The sequence below is a fragment of the Sinorhizobium chiapasense genome (assembly GCF_045277575.1).
Taxonomy (GTDB): domain Bacteria; phylum Pseudomonadota; class Alphaproteobacteria; order Rhizobiales; family Rhizobiaceae; genus Ensifer; species Ensifer chiapasense_A.
On sequence record NZ_CP144206.1, the window covers coordinates 2,185,108 to 2,201,420 of the forward strand.

Consider the following 16,313-nt stretch of genomic DNA (forward strand, 5'->3'; position numbering starts at 1 on the left):
CGCCCACATCCCACTCTAATCTCTGATCCAAGTTTGCCCCGGGAGGAACACGTGTCACTAGAAGGTAAAGTCGCTCTCATCACCGGCGCGGGTTCGGGCTTCGGCGAGGGCATTGCGAAACGCTTCGTCGCAGGCGGCGCCAAGGTCATCGTCGTCGACCGCGATGCCGTCGGCGCTGAGCGCGTTGCCAAGGAACTCGGAGACAACGCCATTGCCGTCGTTGCCGATATCGCCAAGCAGACCGATGTCGAAGCCGCCGTTGCGGCCGGTATCGAGACGTTCGGCCGCGTCGATATCCTGATCAACAATGCCGGCATCGGCCACAAGCCGCAGAACGCCGAACTGGTCGAGCCTGATGAGTTCGATCGCATCCTCGGCGTCAACGTCCGCGGCGTCTACCTGATGACCCGGGCGCTGCTGCCGCACATGAAGGAAAATAAGGCTGGCGTCATCGTCAACATCGCGTCCACCGGCGCCAACCGGCCGCGGCCGAATCTGGCCTGGTACAATGCGACCAAGGGCTGGGTGGTCTCCGCCACCAAGGCACTGGCGATCGAACTTGCGCCATTCAATATCCGCGTGGTGGCGCTCAATCCGGTCGCCGGCGAGACGCCGCTGCTTTCGACCTTCATGGGAGAAGACACCGAGGAAATCCGCAAGAAGTTCCGCGATTCCATTCCGCTCGGACGCCTGCTGAAGCCCGAGGACCTGGCCGAGGCCGCCGCCTTCGTCGCCTCGCCGCAGGCCTCGATGATCACCGGCGTCGCACTGGATGTGGACGGCGGACGCTCGATCTAAGTAACTGGGACCATAAACAACGAAACCGCAAAGCGGGGGAACCATGATGAACTTGACGAAATGGGCACTTGCCTCGTGCTTCATCGCCGCGTCGCTGACGACGGCGATGGCCAAGGACACGATCACCGTCGGCCAGGTGCTGGAGCCGCCGGGCCTCGACCCGACCGCCGGTGCCGCAGCACCGATCCGCTACATCACGTACGGCAACCTCTTCGAGGGCCTGGTGCGTGTGGTGGAAGACGGCACGGTGAAGCCGCTGCTCGCCGAAAGCTGGACGGTCTCCAGCGACCAGAAGACCTACAGCTTCAAGCTTCGCCAGGGCGTCAAGTTCCACGACGGCACGCCGTTCGACTGCTCAGTCGTCAAGTTCTCCTATGAACGCGCGGTTGCGGCGGACTCCACCAATGCGCAGAAGGGGCTGTTCGAGCCGATCGAAAAGACCGAATGCCCGGATCCAGCCACCGCCGTCGTGACGCTGAAGCGCCCGGCGTCGAATTTCCTCTTCAACATGGCCTGGGGCGACGCGGTGATGATCGCGCCTTCATCCGCCGCCGACAACAAGACCAAGCCGGTCGGCACCGGTCCGTTCAAGTTCAAGGAATGGGCAAAGGGCGACAAGGTCGTACTCGAAAAGAACGCCGGCTACTGGGGCGAACCCGCCAAGCTCAGCGAAGTGACCTTCAAGTTCATCAGCGATCCTTCGGCCGCCGCCGCCGCCGTTCTCGCTGGCAATGTCGATGCCTTCCCAATGTTCCAGGCAGCGGAACTCGTGAGCCAGTTCCAGAGCGATCCGAACCTTCAGGTCGAGGTCGGCAGCACCTCTGGCAAGGTGGTCCTCGCTCTCAACAATGCAAGGAAGCCGTTCGACGACGTGCGTGTCCGTCAGGCGCTCGCTTATGCAATCGACCGCAAGGCGCTGGTCGAAGGCACCTATTCCGGCTTCGGCACGACGATCGGCTCGCACTATTCGCCGGTCGAACCCGGTTATGTCGATCTGAACGAGACCTACCCCTACGACCCCGGCAAGGCGCAGCAACTGCTGCAGGAAGCGGGCGTCCAAGGTCTCGAGATCACCATCATGCTGCCGCCGCCGGCCTATGCCCGCCGCGGCGGCGAGATCATCGCGGCCATGCTCAGCGAAGTCGGCGTCAAGGTGAACCTCGTCCCGATCGAGTTCGCGCAGTGGCTGGACCAGGTGTTCAAGAACTCCGACTTCGACGCGACGATCATCGCCCATGCCGAGGCCCGCGACCTCGATATCTATGCCCGCGACAAATACTACTTCAACTACCAGAACCCGGAATACAAGGCGCTCTACAAGTCCTACACGCTCGCCTCGACCGAAGCCGAGCAGATGGACCTCATCGGCCAGCTCCAGCGCAAGCTGGCAGCCGACGAACCGAACGTCTTCCTCTACGCGCTGCCGAAGATCGGCGTCTGGAACAAGAAGGTAAAGGGGCTCTGGAAGAACATGCCGGTGCCGGCCGACGATCAGACCCAGACCTATTGGGAAAACTGATCGACCTTCAATGAGCGGGATGCGGGCGAAAAACCGCACCCCGCTCCGGCATCCCGCCCTCCTCGTCGGGAAGGGCGGCTGCAGATCTGCAGTTGACCGCCGCACCCGGCGCCGGTCAACGCTCGCTCTTTCCGGGAGGTTGATGTGATTTCCTTCATTGGCGGTCGCCTCGTGTCGCTGGTTTTGACGACATTGGTCGCCTCAGTCATCGTCTTTCTGCTGATGCAGGTATTGCCCGGCGACCCGGCGGTGCTGATGCTCGGCATGAATGCCGACCCGGACGCGATCGCGGCACTGCACAGACAACTGGGCCTCGATCAGCCGATCTGGATCCGTTACCTCCACTGGATCGGCGGCTTCGTCGTCGGCGATTTCGGCACGAGCCTTACCTATTCGGTTCCGATCCGCGAGTTGCTCGGCCCGCGTATCCTGGTAACGCTGCCGCTGGCTTTGCTCTCCATGGCGATCTCCGTCGTCGTCGCCATTGCCATCGGTGTCTATGCCGCGGCCAATCGCGGCAAGGCCGGCGACACCGTCGTTATGGGCATCGCCCAGGTCGGCGTCGCCATCCCGAATTTCTGGCTGGCGCTGCTCTTCATCCTGCTCTTCGCGCTGAAGCTTTCCTGGTTCCCGGCCTCCGGCTTTGCCGGCTGGGAAGGCGGCATCTGGAGCGGCCTGCACTCGCTCATCCTGCCGGCCTTCGCGCTCGGCCTGCCGCTTGCCGCCATTCTCGGGCGTGTCACGCGCTCGGCCGTCATCGAGACGCTCGGCGAGGATTTCATCCGCACCGCCCGCGCCAAGGGGCTCAGCCGTTCCGGCGCGCTGTGGAAGCATGCGGTTCCGAACGCTCTGATCCCGGTCGTCACGATCATCGGCCTGCAGTTTTCCTTCCTGCTTGCCGGCACCATCATCATCGAGAACGTCTTCAACCTGCCGGGTATCGGCCGCCTGGTCTTCCAGGCGATCGCCCAGCGCGACCTGGTGACGGTGCAGACGCTGGTGACGCTGCTCGCGGCTTCCGTCATCACCATCAATTTCCTCGTCGATCTGGTCTATGGCTACCTGGATCCGCGGCTGTCGCGAGGGGGCCACTGATGTCCAGTCCCACGGTCGCCTCTGAACCCGGCCTCATCTCCAAGCTCATCGGCAGCAGAAACCTGACGATCGGCGCCACCGTCACTTTCATCCTCGTGGCAATGGCGATCGTCTCCTATGCCTGGACGCCCTATTCGCCGACCGCGATGAACTTCCGCGACAAGCTACAGGGGCCGAGTCTTGCCCATTGGTTCGGCACCGACAATTTCGGCCGCGACATCCTGTCGATGATCATGGTCGGCGCCCGCAACTCGATCAGCGTTTCGATCGTCGCGGTTCTGGTCGGCGCCGGCATCGGCGTGCCGCTCGGCGCCTGGGCTGCCGCGCGCGGCGGGTGGGTCGACGGCCTCGTCATGCGCATGAGCGACCTTGCCTTCGCCTTCCCGGCGCTTCTGACCGCCGTCATCATCACCGCCATCTTCGGCCCCGGCGCAACCAATGCGATGATCGCGATCGGCATCTTCAACATCCCGGTCTTTGCCCGCGTCACCCGTGGCGCCTCGATGGGCCTCTGGAAGCGCGAATATGTGCAGGCTGCACGCTGCGCCGGCCGCGGCGACGTGGCGATCACGCTTTTACACATCCTGCCCAACATCAACCATGTGCTGCTCGTCCAGGTGACGATCCAGTTCGCCTTGGCGATCGTCGCCGAAGCCGGTCTCTCCTATGTCGGTCTCGGCACGCAGCCGCCAATGCCGAGCTGGGGCAAGATGCTGAACGACGCCCAGACCTTCATCTATCAGGCGCCGTGGCTTGCGATCTTCCCGGGGTTGGCGATCACCTTTGCCGTGCTCGGCCTCAACCTTTTAGGCGATGGTCTGCGCGACATTCTCGACCCGCGCGTGAGGCGGCAACGATGACGAAACCCTTGCTTCGAATGGCCGGCATGTCGGCCGAACTCACGGCGGGCACGAGCCAGGTCGATATCGTCTCAGACGTCGATCTCGAACTCAAACGTGGCGAGCGCCTCGGCATCGTCGGCGAATCCGGCAGCGGCAAGTCCATGACCGCACTCGCCGTGATGGGCCTGCTGCCGCAACGCATGCGGGTGAGGGGCGAACTTTCTTTCGACGGCCGCAATCTCGCGGGGCTGTCGGAAGTCGACTATTGCGGCTATCGCGGCCGGCGCATGGCGATGATCTTCCAGGAGCCGATGACGGCGCTCAACCCGGTGAAATCGATCGGCGCGCAGATTGCCGAGGGACGGCGGCTTCACCTCGGGGAAACCAGGGCCGATGCTGAAAAGCGGGCCCGTGCACTACTCGACCGGGTCGGACTGCCGGCGCCGCGCTTCGACCTGGACCTCTACCCGCACCAGCTCTCCGGTGGCCAGCGGCAGCGCGTGATGATCGCCATGGCGATCGCCTGCGAACCGGACCTCTTGATCGCCGACGAGCCGACGACCGCGCTCGACGTCACCGTGCAGGCGCAGATTCTCGACCTGCTGGACGAATTGATCGAAGACACCGGTACCGCGCTGATGCTGATCACCCACGATCTCGGCGTCGTCTCCGAGATGACCGACCGCATCGCGGTCATGTATGCCGGCCGCATCATCGAAACCGGGCGGACCAACGATGTCTTCGCGCGCATGGCGCATCCCTATGCCCGCGGCCTCTTTGCCGCCTCGCCGCATGGCGCGGCCCTTGCGCCACGCCAAGCGGGCGAAGGACGTCCGCGACTGAACGCTATCCCCGGCATCGTTCCCGATCCTTTCGGTCGGCCGCCCCACTGTTCCTTCGCCGAGCGCTGCGCTTATGTTCAGCCGGATTGCCGGCGGGCGATTCCGGCGCTGGACGTGATCAACATCGATGAAAATGTCGAGCATCGCGCCGCCTGCTTTCATCCGCGCGAAAGGATGGTGGCACCGTGAGCGAGGTTATTCTTAAAACCACCGATCTCGTGCGTGAATACGATCTGCCGCGCCCTTCGATCTTCTCGAAACAAAGCCGCCTGCGGGTGCTGCATAGCGTGAGCATCGAACTCGCAGCCGGCCGGAGCCTCGGCATCGTCGGCGAAAGCGGCTCTGGCAAATCGACGCTGGCACGCGCGGTTATGGGACTGGAGCGGCCGCAATCGGGTGAGGTCAATATTGCCGGCAAGGACATCTATACGCTCGACCGCGCCGGACTGCGCGAAGCGCGCAAGGGCTTCCAGGCGATTTTCCAGGATCCGTACGGTTCGCTCGATCCGCGCCATACGGTCCGGACGATCATCTCCGAGCCGATCGTTTCGCTGGAACGCGGCACCGGCACGGCGGAGCGCAACAAGCGCATCGCCGAAGTGCTGGAAGCCGTCGGGCTGCCGCTTGCGTCCGTCGACAAATATCCGCACGAATTCTCCGGCGGCCAGCGGCAGCGCATAGCCATTGCCCGCGCGCTCATTACCCGGCCGGCGTTGATCGTTGCCGACGAGCCCGTTTCGGCGCTCGACGTCTCGATCCAGGCGCAGGTCCTGAACCTGATGATGGACCTGCAGGAGAAGCTCGGCCTCTCCTATCTCTTCATCAGCCACGATCTCGGCGTGGTGCGCGCCATCACCGATCGGGTCGCGGTCATGCATCTCGGCCGGATCGTCGAGGAGGGACCGACGGCTGAAGTCTTCGACAATCCGCGCCATCCTTACACCCAGGCGCTGGTCGCCGCCGTGCCGAAACCGTTTTCCGGCCGTCGCAAGCGGATCCGCTCTGATGCACCGCCGCAAACGCCCGTCCATACCGCAACGACCGCAGCCGGCTGCGCCTATGCCGCCGTCTGTCCGATGAGGCAGGAGATCTGCCTGACCCGAACGCCTGAGGCCAAGCCGGTGACGCCGGCCTGGTCCGCCCGCTGCCATTTCGCCTAGGAATTGATCCCATGTCCGAACTTGCCGATTTCTCCGCCGTCGATCTTGTCGAGGCCTACCGCTCGAAAAAGCTTTCCCCCGTCGATGTCACCGAAGCCGTGATCGCTCGCATCGACGCCTTAGAACCGAAACTGAACGCGCTCTGGGCCTATGACCCGGCCGAAGCGCGCAAGGCCGCAAGGGCCTCGGAAGAACGCTGGGCGAAAGGCGCTCCTCTTGGCGCGATCGATGGCGTGCCCGTGACGATCAAGGAGAACATCGCAACCAAGGGAACAGCCGTCCCGCTCGGCTGCGCCGCCGTGACACTCACACCGGCCGCCGCTGACGCGCCGCCGGCCGCACGCACCCGAGAGGCGGGCGGCATTCTGCTCGCCAAGACCACCATGCCCGACTACGGCATGCTTTCCTCCGGCCTTTCCAGCTTCCACAAGCTGGCCCGCAACCCGTGGGATCTTTCGGCCAATCCCGGTGGCTCCAGCGCCGGCGCCGCAGCGGCAGCCGCCGCGGGTTATGGCCCCCTACATATTGGTACTGATATCGGCGGCTCGGTCCGCCTGCCGGCTGGCTGGTGCGGCATCGTCGGCCTGAAACCTTCGGCGGGCCGGATCCCGATCAATCCGCCCTTCATCGGCCGCGTCGCCGGACCGATGACCCGGACGGTCGCCGACACCGCGCTCTATATGTCCGTGCTTTCAAAACCCGATGCCCGCGACACGATGGCTCTGCCCTATGCGGAACTCCCGTGGCTCGATCTCGATTGCGACGTGAAGGGCCTGAAGATCGGTCTCTGGCTCGACGCCGGCTTTGGCCAGTCGGTCACCGAGGAAACGGAACAGGCGATCAGCCAGGCGGCGAAGTTTTTCGCCGATGCCGGCGCGATCATCGAACCGGTCGGCCCGTTCCTCACCCGCGAGATGATCGATGGCCTCGACCGCTTCTGGCGGGCGCGCGGCTGGGAGGACGTGTCGCGCCTTTCGCCGGAAAAACAGGCGCAGATCCTGCCCTACATCTTCGACTGGATCAAAACGGCCGAGAATTTCTCCGGTCGCGAGGTCTATACCGGCTTCGCCCAGATCGAGGCCATGCGCAACGCGCTGCATGCGGCCCTTAACGGCTTCGATTTCATCCTGTCGCCGACCGCACCGACGGCGTCCTATCCGGCCGAATGGGCCTCGCCGATCAACGACCCGCAAAAGCCGTTCGAGCATATCGCCTTCACCGTCGCCGCCAACATGGGTGGGCAACCGGCGATTTCGATCAACTGTGGCTATACCTCGGGCGGCCTGCCGATCGGTCTGCAGATCATCGGCCAGTCCTTCGACGACATCGGTGTGCTGCGTCTCGCACGCGCCTTTGAAACCATGCGCCCTGAGCAGCGGCCTTGGCCCAAGGTCGCATGATGCGCGACACGATGCGCTACACCATCGAAAGCGGCGACCTGGAAAACATCGTCTCCCGCCTGCTCGACATCGTTCGCCGGCTCGGCGTCAGCGTTTCCAAGCTCGCCATAGAGGTGGATGGAGGCAAGGCGAACCTCGAAATCGCCGTGTCCTCGGCTTCGCACGCCATAGCCAACACGCTCAGGGAACGCATCGCGCAAATCGAGGGCGCTCGACCGCTGCTAAGCTCCGACCACGGCGCCGCGGCCTCATAGCCGGGCAAGACTCTCAACCCCAATGCGGCCATGCCGCTTAAATCAGACTGAAACCACAGGAGTGCCGAAATGGCTCGTAAGCTTTTCATCCTTCCCGGCGACGGCATCGGCCCGGAAGCCATGGCGGAAGTCCGCAAAATCATCGCCTACATGAATGCCGAGCTTGGCGCCGGCTTCGTGACGGACGAGGGCCTGGTCGGCGGTTCGGCCTATGACGCCCACGGCCAGGCGATCTCGGAAGCGGACATGAAGAAGGCGCTTTCCGCCGATGCGGTGCTGTTCGGCGCCGTCGGCGGTCCGAAGTGGGATGCGGTGCCCTACGAGGTCCGCCCGGAAGCCGGTCTGTTGCGCCTGCGCAAGGACCTCGAGCTGTTCGCCAACCTGCGGCCGGCGATCTGCTATCCGGCGCTGGCGGCCGCCTCGTCGCTGAAGCCCGAGCTTGTCGAAGGCCTCGACATCCTGATCGTGCGCGAGCTGACCGGCGGCGTCTATTTCGGCGAGCCGAAGGAGATCGTCGATCTCGGCAACGGCCAGAAGCGCGGCATCGACACCCAGGTCTACGACACCTACGAGATCGAGCGCATCGCCGGCGTCGCCTTCGAGCTCGCCCGCACAAGGCAGAACCGCGTCTGCTCGATGGAGAAGCGCAACGTCATGAAGTCGGGCGTGTTGTGGAACCAGGTGGTGACCGAGACGCACAAGGCGAACTATGCCGACGTTCAGCTCGAGCACATGCTGGCGGATGCCGGCGGCATGCAGCTGGTGCGCCAGCCGAAGCAGTTCGACGTCATCGTCACCGACAACCTGTTCGGCGACATGCTGTCGGACGTGGCGGCGATGCTGACCGGTTCGCTCGGCATGCTGCCGTCGGCCTCGCTCGGCGCCCCGGATGCGGTCAGCGGCAAGCGCAAGGCGCTCTACGAGCCGGTGCACGGTTCGGCCCCCGACATCGCCGGCAAGGGCATTGCCAACCCGATCGCGATGATCGCCTCGTTCGCCATGTGCCTGCGCTACTCCTTCAACCTGGTGAAGGACGCCGACAATCTGGAGAAGGCGATCGCCAACGTGCTCGACCAGGGCATCCGCACCGGCGACATCATGGCCGAAGGTGCGAGGAAGGTCGGCACGACAGAGATGGGCGACGCCATCCTCGCCGAGTTCAAGGCGCTGTCGGCCTGATCAGCGGACGATGCCGCATGGCACCGGCCTGACACCGGCCGCCACCCGACAAACAGACACCTCCGGAGCGCATCCGGAGGTGTCTTGCGTTGACGCATTGAGCGACAGTATCGCGTCAGATCGTGATGCCGCCGTCGATGTTGATCGCCTGGCCGGTGATGAAGGCCGCCTCGTCGGAGGCGAGAAAGGCGCAGACGGCAGCGACCTCCTCCACCGTGCCGAAACGCCCGGCCGGCTGTCGGCTGATGAAGGACCGGTAAGCCTCGTCCCGGCTTCCGAGTTTCTCGCCAAGTTCGCCGATGCGTTCCTCCAGCGAGGGCGATGCGACCGTTCCGGGGCAGACCGAGTTACAGCGAATGCCCAGGGACACGTAGTCGGCGGCGACTGCCTTGGTCAGGCCGATGACGCCGCCCTTGGCGGCGCCGTAAGCGGCGCGCCGCGGAAAGCCCTTGATCGAGGAGGCGACCGATCCGATGGTGATGATGCTGCCGCCATCAGCCTTCATCTTCGGGACCGCGCCGGCGATGACGTTATAGGCGCTGTCGAGGGTGATGTTTACCGAGCGGCGCCAGTCGGCAGCCGAGCATTCCTCGATCGTGCCCTGATGCACATAACCGACGGCATGCACCAGGATATCGATCCGTGCGAAGGCCTCGAAATAGGCGGCGACCGCCGCGTGATCGGTCGCATCGAGCCGCGTCGTCGCAGCGCCGTCAAGGGTGGCGAGCAGGTCGGCATTGATGTCGCTGGCGTAAACCTCGGCGCCTTCCGACATCAGCCGCTCGGCGACGGCACGGCCGATACCCTGGCCGGCCGCCGTGACCACGGCCACGCGTCCGGCCAAACGTTCCGTCTTTCCATTCATGGTGAGACCCTTCTGTAAGCCTAGAGTGACTGAACGATCTGGCGCTGGCGGCCGAGCCGGTCGATGCTGAGTTCCACCACGTCGCCAGGCTTCAGATAGCGCGGCGGCTTCTTGCCCATGCCGACGCCTGGCGGCGTGCCGGTGCAGATGAGATCGCCGGGCTCAAGCACGCAGAACTCGCTCATGTAGGAGACGATGGTCGCGACATCGAAGATCATGCGCGCGGTCGTGCCCGCCTGCATGCGTTCGCCGTTGACGTCGAGCCACATCGAAAGCGCCTGCGGATCCGGCACCTCGTCACGGGTGACGAGCCACGGACCCGTCGGGCAGAAGTTTGGGAAGCTCTTGCCCTTCACCCATTGGCCGCCGCGCTCCATCTGCCAGGCGCGTTCGGAGACATCGTTGACAACCGTGTAGCCGAAGACATGGTCCATCGCCTCGCTACGCGAAACATTCAACGTCCGCTTGCCGATGACGATGCCGAGTTCGACCTCCCAGTCGAGCTTGGCCATCGTCCTCGAATAGAGGATTGGATCGTTCGGACCGCAATAGGTGCCGGCCGCCTTGTTGAAGAGGATTGGTTCAGCAGGCACCGGCAGCCCGGCTTCAGCAGCATGGTCCGAATAGTTGAGGCCGACACACCAAATGTTGCGCGGTTGCTTGATGGGAGCGCCGATACGCGTCGACAAGAGCGCAACCTCGGGAAGTGCGTGGAAATCGGCGTCTGCCAGCTGCGCGCTTACAGTTCCAATCGTTTCGGGCGTGACGTCCTCGACCAACGAGGATACGTCCCATGCTTTGCCGTTCTCGTCGAGTATGCACGGTTTTTCGCGACCGATGTCGCCTATCCGGACCAATTTCATACCGTTGTCCTATCGTTCTTTTTAGACCACCAGGTGTTGTGCAGCGGAGCGCCGGCCACGAACGCGCTGGCACCGAGCTGCTCCTGGATTCGAATGCATTCGTTCCACTTGGCCATCCGCTCCGATCGCGTGAAAGAACCGACCTTCAGCTGGCCGGCGCCGAGCCCTATGGCGAGATGACTGATGGATACGTCCTCCGTTTCTCCCGAACGTGCCGATACGACCGATCGCCAACCGGCCCTTTCGGCGGTGAGATAGGTTTCCACCGCTTCCGTGACTGTTCCTACCTGATTGACCTTGATCAGCACGGCATTACAGGCGCCATTGCTGGCTGCATCGCGGACGAGAGCCGCATTTGTCACGAGATAGTCGTCGCCGACTATTTGGACACGCCCCCCGAAACGGGTCGTAAATGCGGCCATACCTTCGATATCGTCCTCGGCCAGAGGGTCTTCGATCGACGCGATCGGGTAGGTATCGAGCCATCGGCCCAGCTGGTCGATCATCTCGCCCGAATCCAGTTCGCGATTTTCCAGCGCCAATTTGTAGCGGCCACCTCGTCCGAACTCCGAGGCAGCAACGTCAAGTGAGATGACGACCCGGTCGCCCGGCGTCTCGCCCGCTTTCACGATAGCCTCGCATAACGTCTCGAGCGCCTCTTCGTTGCTATCGAAAGCGGGCCACCAACCGCCCTCGTCCGCCACCCCCGCAAGCCGGCCTCTGCTCGCCATAAGATCGCCGGCGGCGAAGTAGACGGCATTGGTGATCTCCATGACCTCTTCGAAACTCGAGGCGCCTGGAACCATGATCATGAAGTCCTGCACGTCCACGCGCCTGCCTGCGTGAGCCCCTCCACCGAATATCTGGATCTCGGGCAGAGGGATGGACGGCTGCCGGCCATATGCGCTGGCAACACGGCGCCACAACGGCTCACGGGCAGCCGCAGCAGCGGCGTGCAATACCGCAAGTGACACGGCGACTGTGGCGTTGCCGCCGAGAACCGCCTTTGACGGCGACGGGTCGAGCGCGCAGAGGGCAGCGTCTGCTCCCGATTGATCGAGGACGTCCCTTCCGATCAGCGCCCTCGCAATCGGCCCGTCGATATTTGCCACGGCCTTTGCAACGCCCTTCCCGCACAAGCTGCTGCCGCCATCACGCAAGTCGGTTGCTTCGCGGGTTCCTCTCGAAGCGCCGGCCGGTGCGATCGCGCGGCCTTGCGCTCCACTGGCAAGCGTAATTTCGGCCTCGACGGTCGGGTTTCCCCGCGAGTCCCAAACGCGCCGGCCCTTGATCCCGGCGATTTGCGTGTCGTTCATTTGCAGAGTTCCTCGGCCCAGGCTCGCGTTACATCGGCCAGGGTGGCTGGGGGTGACTGGATCAGGTTACGGGCAAATTGGCGGATGAAGTCCTTGTCTGTGCGTGTCGTGATGTATTCGACCGGCGATTTTCCGTCGACGCGCGCCAGCAGAAGAGCCGGCAAGAGCCTCGCAGCCCGGGCCTCAAGCGCAATTGCCGGCTCCCAGGTCACTCCCGTGAGATATGATTTCACGAGAGCCTCGAAACTGTGCAGAAGCTCCGCCGCATCCTGCCGTCGCCAGATACACTTCAGCAGCAGGTGATTGAGACAGAAGGCAAGATCGAAGCATGGATCGCCATACCAAGCACATTCTGCATCGAGGATGATCGGACCATCCTGGCCAATCAGAATGTTTTTTGGGCTGACGTCACCGTGAACAAGTGCGGTCTTCGTGTTCATCACGCCCCGCGACAGTGCGAGAAGCGGTGCAGCAAGATCAGGATGCACCTGCGCCGTCGCTTCAAGATAGGGCTCAAGGCGGATCGAGTGAAAGACCTCGTCATTGGCGAACCGGCGGCCGATATCCTGCGAGTGCGCGGTCGCCGCATGGATCGCCGCAACAACGCCCCCCAGACGACGCGCGAACGTCACATCGACGCGCCCGTTGCGCAACTCCTCCTTCCAGACGGGATTTTCGGAAGGATTGAAATAGGTCATGGCGAATGCACCGAGCGACGGATCATGTGCAAGAATGCGCGGAACGGCAGCCGGAGCGACCTTTGCGGCCTCGAGCATCCATTCGACCTCGCTGGCGTTTCGCGTGACCGGCGCTTTCCAGTCCTGGGCTACGCGCAGGCTCGCCAGCGCCTTCTTGACGACGAAACTCCTTCCATTCGTCGTGACCTTCCAAATGTCCGATGCGACGCCGCCGGTCAGCGGCTCAATCGTCCACGCCTGCTCATCCTGGACCTGCCCGGACCTGTGAAGGAATTCGAGAATGGCGGGATCCACATTTCCGGCCCCGAGAATGCACGCAAGACTAGACATGACTTGCCCCAATGAAAAATGCTGACCAGCCAGGCATTAGTCGGCCAGCAGTGATGCAACTAAACTTGCCGAACTGCAACTAGGCTTGTTGCGGCCGCGTGCCCGGCAGGATTGCTGATAGGAGCGACTTCGACGGAAAGCCGGTAGTGGGTGGCGAAGGTCTGACCCGGCTCGAACGCAATCGCCGTTGCAACGCCCGATAATGCCAGCGGGTTAGCCGCCGTGGAGACCGCCGGTCCGAGATCGAAAGCAGAGGCGATCGGCTCGACGCCGAGCGCCATGTGCCGCCCGTTCCAGGGATAAGCCTTGCGGCCGCGATTGCTGAACCAGAGTAGCAGGCTCGGAAAATGATCCTTCTGCCAGGTGAGCCGCGCGCGAAACCCCTCGTCGCGATAGTGTAGCGCCAAGCTGCCGTCGACACCGAAGAGCTGCAGCAGATCCTCGGTTTCTTCGGTGAGCGGCACCTGCGAGGCGTCGATTGTTGCACCGCTACGCGTCTCGACTTTGCCAAGCGATGGCCATTGCCGATCGGGCGAGAACAAGGCCGCGCCCGGTTCGACGTCGCCGGGAAAACTCAAGACGCGATCATAGGCACCGGGTTCGATAGTGACCGAACCCGGGCGGCTCGGCAGCCGGAACGTCGGATGCAGGCCGATCGGCAGGCGGCATGGCCGCCGCGCTTCGATTTCCAGGGTGATGTCGATGGCGGCCGCGCTTGGATTCGGCATAATCCTCCGCCGCAAAAGGCCGATCGGATGGTCCTCCGGATAACGGCATTCCATGGTGATCTGACGGTCGTCGCAAGCGCTCCAATCCCAATGAACATTGGCGCTATGGCCATGGGGCACGCCGGCGCCATTGAAACTTTCTCCTGTCGCAGACCAGCCCGCGGGAAGCGCCCGATCGGCGTCGCTGCCGAAGGGGGCGCAGGGCCATTCGCCGCGCAATTCCTGCAGGATTTCGGGCAGCGTCTCGCGCTCGGGATCATTCCCCCAAGGTGCCACATGCAAGGGGCTGACCTGCCGCCCGTCCGGCAGCAAAAACAACACGGGACCGAGCATGCCGCCGAGCGACTGCACCGAAAGGCAGCCATGCGCCCAGGCAAGCGCGCGTCGTGTCGTCACCGCGCTCACCTGCTTGTCACTCCAAACCGGTTTTCCGGAAGGCCGGGAACTTCGACGCGCATGGCATAAAGGCTGCCGGCGAGGCGTTCACCGGGGCCGGAAAGAATGCTGGCGGTGGTGATATAGAGCGTCTTCAGATCGGCACCACCGAAGGTGCAGGTGGTGATGTTGGTCACCGGCATGTCGATCACTTCGGCAAGACGGCCATCGGGTGCGATCCGGGCAATGCAGCTTCCGCCGAAACGGCAGTCCCAGAGAAAGCCTTCGCTGTCGATCGTCGAGCCATCGGGCGAGCCTCGATCGAATCCGGTGAAGAAATGCCGTTCGCCTGAAATCGCCCCCTCGGCCGCGTCATAATCGAAGGCATAGATCTCGTTTGCCAGGGTGTCGGCGAAGTAGAAGGTGCGCCGGTCCGGGCTCCAGCAGAGCGTGTTGGAGATGCCGAGCCCATGGCGCCATTCGGTGACGGCGCCATCGGGCGCAATCCGGTAGAGAACGCCTTCGCCCGGGCCGGCCTCGCCAAGTTCGCCATCAGGCAGGACGTTGTTCTTCATCGAACCGACCCAGAAGTTCCCCGCGGGGTCGGTACGGCCATCATTGAGCCTTACCCGCGGCGCGCCGGGCAGGCGGAAGCCGTGATCTTCGCGCCGGTCGGTCTCCGGCCACCACCAGAGGAGTTTCGAACCGAGAGCAACGAGCAGGCGGCCGGCTTCTTTTGTCAGCGAGATGGCGACCACTGGTTCTTCGAACAACCAGGTTCTGACCGCTTGAGTTGCCTCGTCGTATCGATGCACGAGGAACCGGTTGATGTCCGTCCAGTAGACAGCCGCCTCGTCCGCGGACCAGACGGCGCCCTCACCGCAGCGGTCGCCGACAGGCGCGACACAGATAAGCTCGGGTGCCATCGCCGCCTCCTATTCCGCCGCCATGCTTGCAGGGATCGAGCGCGATGGCCCGAGCGCCTCGGCGTTCTGCACCAGCGCTTTCATGTAGCCGAGCGCAAAGGCCTTGCCCGCATGCCAGGAGGCGCCGCAGGTCATGGCCGGCGTATGGTCGGGGATCATCACGCCTTGGTAGTTCTCGTCGCGCAGGATGCGGATGATCTCGGCCATGTCGATGTCACCCTCATCGACGAAGGTCTCGACATAACGCGGCATCTTTCCGCGCACGTTGCGGAAATGGATGTAGCCGATACGGCCAGAGCGGGCAAAGCGGCGGACATGATCGTAGATGTCGCCGCCCGGCATCTCCTGCAGCGAGCCGAGGCAGAGTTCCAGCCCGTTCGAGGGCGAGTCGACGATCGCCATCAGGCGATCGTATTTCTCCGGGCGGTTGACGAGCCGCGCCGTGCCGCGCAGTTCCTCCGCCGGCGGATCGTCGGGGTGGGCGCCGAGCACGACACCCGCCTCTTCCGCGACCGGCACGACCTCCTTCAGGAAGCGACCGAGGCGGTCCCAAAGTTCGGCGGAACTGACGGAAACGGGGATGGCACCGGCGACGGGGCGGCGATAGCGCATGTTCCAGACCATGCCGTCAGGGATCGGCGCATCCGGGCTCGGCGCGATGCTGGTTTCGACGCCGAAACCGACGGACTCGGCACGACCGCGGGCGTAGGGCCCGCGGGTCCAGCCATAGACGCCGGCGAGCGAGAAATTGTAGCCGATGCAGGGGATGCCGGCGCGGCCGGCGTCGCGGATGAGCTGCTTCAGCCCCTCGATCTGTTGCGCCCGCTCCGGTCCGTCGAGAAGCACGTCATGCCAGAAGCGCGGCGAAAAATTCTCGATCGCCGCGACCTCCAGGCCGCCGGCGCGCACATCCTTCACCAGCGCCGACAGCTCCTCGAAAGACCAGAGCCGATCGCCGGAGCAATCGCCCCAGCCGCCCTGATCGCCGCTGTCGATCTTCGGATCTTTGCCGGCGAAATAATTGGTCAGATGCGCGACGACATGGGTCGCACCCGCCTGCAACGCAAATTGAAAATTATCCGGGGTGAGTTGCTCCCGGTAGAGCCCAAGGCCGATCTTCATG

The 16,313-nt window shown here is 63.8% G+C and carries 16 protein-coding genes; 9 read left to right on the forward strand and 7 right to left on the reverse strand.

Annotated features, from left to right (window positions below; genetic code table 11):
- Positions 1-51: 51 nt before the first annotated feature.
- The 9 genes from QM996_RS28900 (at position 52) to leuB (ending at position 9,089) form a co-directional block, all read left to right on the forward strand.
- Entirely contained in the window at positions 52-798 is a 747-nt protein-coding gene (locus tag QM996_RS28900) for a glucose 1-dehydrogenase (protein WP_334197287.1), read from the forward strand.
- 43 nt (positions 799-841) lie between these two features.
- The gene (locus tag QM996_RS28905) at positions 842-2,317 is read left to right on the forward strand and encodes an ABC transporter substrate-binding protein (protein WP_334197288.1); all 1,476 of its coding nucleotides are present in this window, start codon (positions 842-844) and stop codon (positions 2,315-2,317) included.
- A gap of 144 nt (positions 2,318-2,461) precedes the next feature.
- The gene (locus QM996_RS28910) at positions 2,462-3,412 is read left to right on the forward strand and encodes an ABC transporter permease (RefSeq protein WP_334197289.1); all 951 of its coding nucleotides are present in this window, start codon (positions 2,462-2,464) and stop codon (positions 3,410-3,412) included.
- Positions 3,412-4,272 carry an ABC transporter permease gene (locus tag QM996_RS28915; RefSeq protein ID WP_334197290.1) on the forward strand — a complete coding sequence of 287 codons (861 nt, stop codon included), beginning with the start codon at positions 3,412-3,414 and terminating at the stop codon, positions 4,270-4,272. The genes QM996_RS28910 and QM996_RS28915 overlap by 1 nt, the downstream gene beginning before the upstream one ends.
- On the forward strand, positions 4,269-5,285 hold the full coding sequence (locus QM996_RS28920; protein WP_334197291.1) for an ABC transporter ATP-binding protein: 1,017 nt from the start codon (positions 4,269-4,271) through the stop codon (positions 5,283-5,285). Before QM996_RS28915 ends, QM996_RS28920 begins: the two co-directional genes overlap by 4 nt.
- Complete coding sequence (locus QM996_RS28925; protein WP_334197292.1) at positions 5,282-6,256, forward strand: ABC transporter ATP-binding protein; 975 nt, start codon at positions 5,282-5,284, stop codon at positions 6,254-6,256. The genes QM996_RS28920 and QM996_RS28925 overlap by 4 nt, the downstream gene beginning before the upstream one ends.
- Before the next feature lie 11 nt (positions 6,257-6,267).
- On the forward strand, positions 6,268-7,656 hold the full coding sequence (locus QM996_RS28930) for an amidase (RefSeq protein WP_334197293.1): 1,389 nt from the start codon (positions 6,268-6,270) through the stop codon (positions 7,654-7,656).
- Positions 7,653-7,910, forward strand: a complete 258-nt coding sequence (locus QM996_RS28935; protein ID WP_500270415.1) for a hypothetical protein — start codon at positions 7,653-7,655, stop codon at positions 7,908-7,910. The genes QM996_RS28930 and QM996_RS28935 overlap by 4 nt, the downstream gene beginning before the upstream one ends.
- Before the next feature lie 69 nt (positions 7,911-7,979).
- Positions 7,980-9,089 carry a 3-isopropylmalate dehydrogenase gene (gene leuB, locus QM996_RS28940; protein WP_334197295.1) on the forward strand — a complete coding sequence of 370 codons (1,110 nt, stop codon included), beginning with the start codon at positions 7,980-7,982 and terminating at the stop codon, positions 9,087-9,089.
- A gap of 115 nt (positions 9,090-9,204) precedes the next feature.
- Here the strand turns inward: leuB and QM996_RS28945 are convergent, their stop codons facing one another.
- From QM996_RS28945 to QM996_RS28975, 7 genes are read right to left on the reverse strand one after another with little or no spacing between them, the layout of a single operon-like run.
- Positions 9,205-9,954: an SDR family oxidoreductase gene (locus QM996_RS28945; protein WP_334197296.1), complete on the reverse strand. Its 750-nt coding sequence runs from the start codon at positions 9,952-9,954 to the stop codon at positions 9,205-9,207.
- A 20-nt stretch (positions 9,955-9,974) separates the two neighbouring features.
- The gene (locus QM996_RS28950) at positions 9,975-10,817 is read right to left on the reverse strand and encodes a fumarylacetoacetate hydrolase family protein (RefSeq protein ID WP_334197297.1); all 843 of its coding nucleotides are present in this window, start codon (positions 10,815-10,817) and stop codon (positions 9,975-9,977) included.
- Entirely contained in the window at positions 10,814-12,133 is a 1,320-nt protein-coding gene (eno, locus tag QM996_RS28955; protein ID WP_334197298.1) for a phosphopyruvate hydratase, read from the reverse strand. Before eno ends, QM996_RS28950 begins: the two co-directional genes overlap by 4 nt.
- Positions 12,130-13,161 carry a phosphotransferase gene (locus tag QM996_RS28960; RefSeq protein ID WP_334197299.1) on the reverse strand — a complete coding sequence of 344 codons (1,032 nt, stop codon included), beginning with the start codon at positions 13,159-13,161 and terminating at the stop codon, positions 12,130-12,132. Before QM996_RS28960 ends, eno begins: the two co-directional genes overlap by 4 nt.
- A 59-nt stretch (positions 13,162-13,220) precedes the next feature.
- Positions 13,221-14,285 carry a hypothetical protein gene (locus tag QM996_RS28965; protein ID WP_334197300.1) on the reverse strand — a complete coding sequence of 355 codons (1,065 nt, stop codon included), beginning with the start codon at positions 14,283-14,285 and terminating at the stop codon, positions 13,221-13,223.
- Between the two features lie 5 nt (positions 14,286-14,290).
- The gene (locus QM996_RS28970; protein ID WP_334197301.1) at positions 14,291-15,190 is read right to left on the reverse strand and encodes an SMP-30/gluconolactonase/LRE family protein; all 900 of its coding nucleotides are present in this window, start codon (positions 15,188-15,190) and stop codon (positions 14,291-14,293) included.
- A gap of 9 nt (positions 15,191-15,199) precedes the next feature.
- Positions 15,200-16,312: a mannonate dehydratase gene (locus QM996_RS28975; protein ID WP_334197302.1), complete on the reverse strand. Its 1,113-nt coding sequence runs from the start codon at positions 16,310-16,312 to the stop codon at positions 15,200-15,202.
- Between the last annotated feature and the right edge of the window lies 1 nt (position 16,313).

Coding starts and splice junctions, on each gene's coding strand:
- QM996_RS28905 (WP_334197288.1), top strand. CDS start 842: ATGATGAACTTGACGAAATGGGCACTTGCCTCGTGCTTCATCGCCGCG.
- QM996_RS28915 (WP_334197290.1), top strand. CDS start 3,412: ATGTCCAGTCCCACGGTCGCCTCTGAACCCGGCCTCATCTCCAAGCTC.
- QM996_RS28920 (WP_334197291.1), top strand. CDS start 4,269: ATGACGAAACCCTTGCTTCGAATGGCCGGCATGTCGGCCGAACTCACG.
- QM996_RS28930 (WP_334197293.1), top strand. CDS start 6,268: ATGTCCGAACTTGCCGATTTCTCCGCCGTCGATCTTGTCGAGGCCTAC.
- QM996_RS28935 (WP_500270415.1), top strand. CDS start 7,653: ATGATGCGCGACACGATGCGCTACACCATCGAAAGCGGCGACCTGGAA.
- leuB (WP_334197295.1), top strand. CDS start 7,980: ATGGCTCGTAAGCTTTTCATCCTTCCCGGCGACGGCATCGGCCCGGAA.
- QM996_RS28945 (WP_334197296.1), bottom strand. CDS start 9,954: ATGAATGGAAAGACGGAACGTTTGGCCGGACGCGTGGCCGTGGTCACG.
- QM996_RS28950 (WP_334197297.1), bottom strand. CDS start 10,817: ATGAAATTGGTCCGGATAGGCGACATCGGTCGCGAAAAACCGTGCATA.
- eno (WP_334197298.1), bottom strand. CDS start 12,133: ATGAACGACACGCAAATCGCCGGGATCAAGGGCCGGCGCGTTTGGGAC.
- QM996_RS28960 (WP_334197299.1), bottom strand. CDS start 13,161: ATGTCTAGTCTTGCGTGCATTCTCGGGGCCGGAAATGTGGATCCCGCC.
- QM996_RS28970 (WP_334197301.1), bottom strand. CDS start 15,190: ATGGCACCCGAGCTTATCTGTGTCGCGCCTGTCGGCGACCGCTGCGGT.
- QM996_RS28975 (WP_334197302.1), bottom strand. CDS start 16,312: ATGAAGATCGGCCTTGGGCTCTACCGGGAGCAACTCACCCCGGATAAT.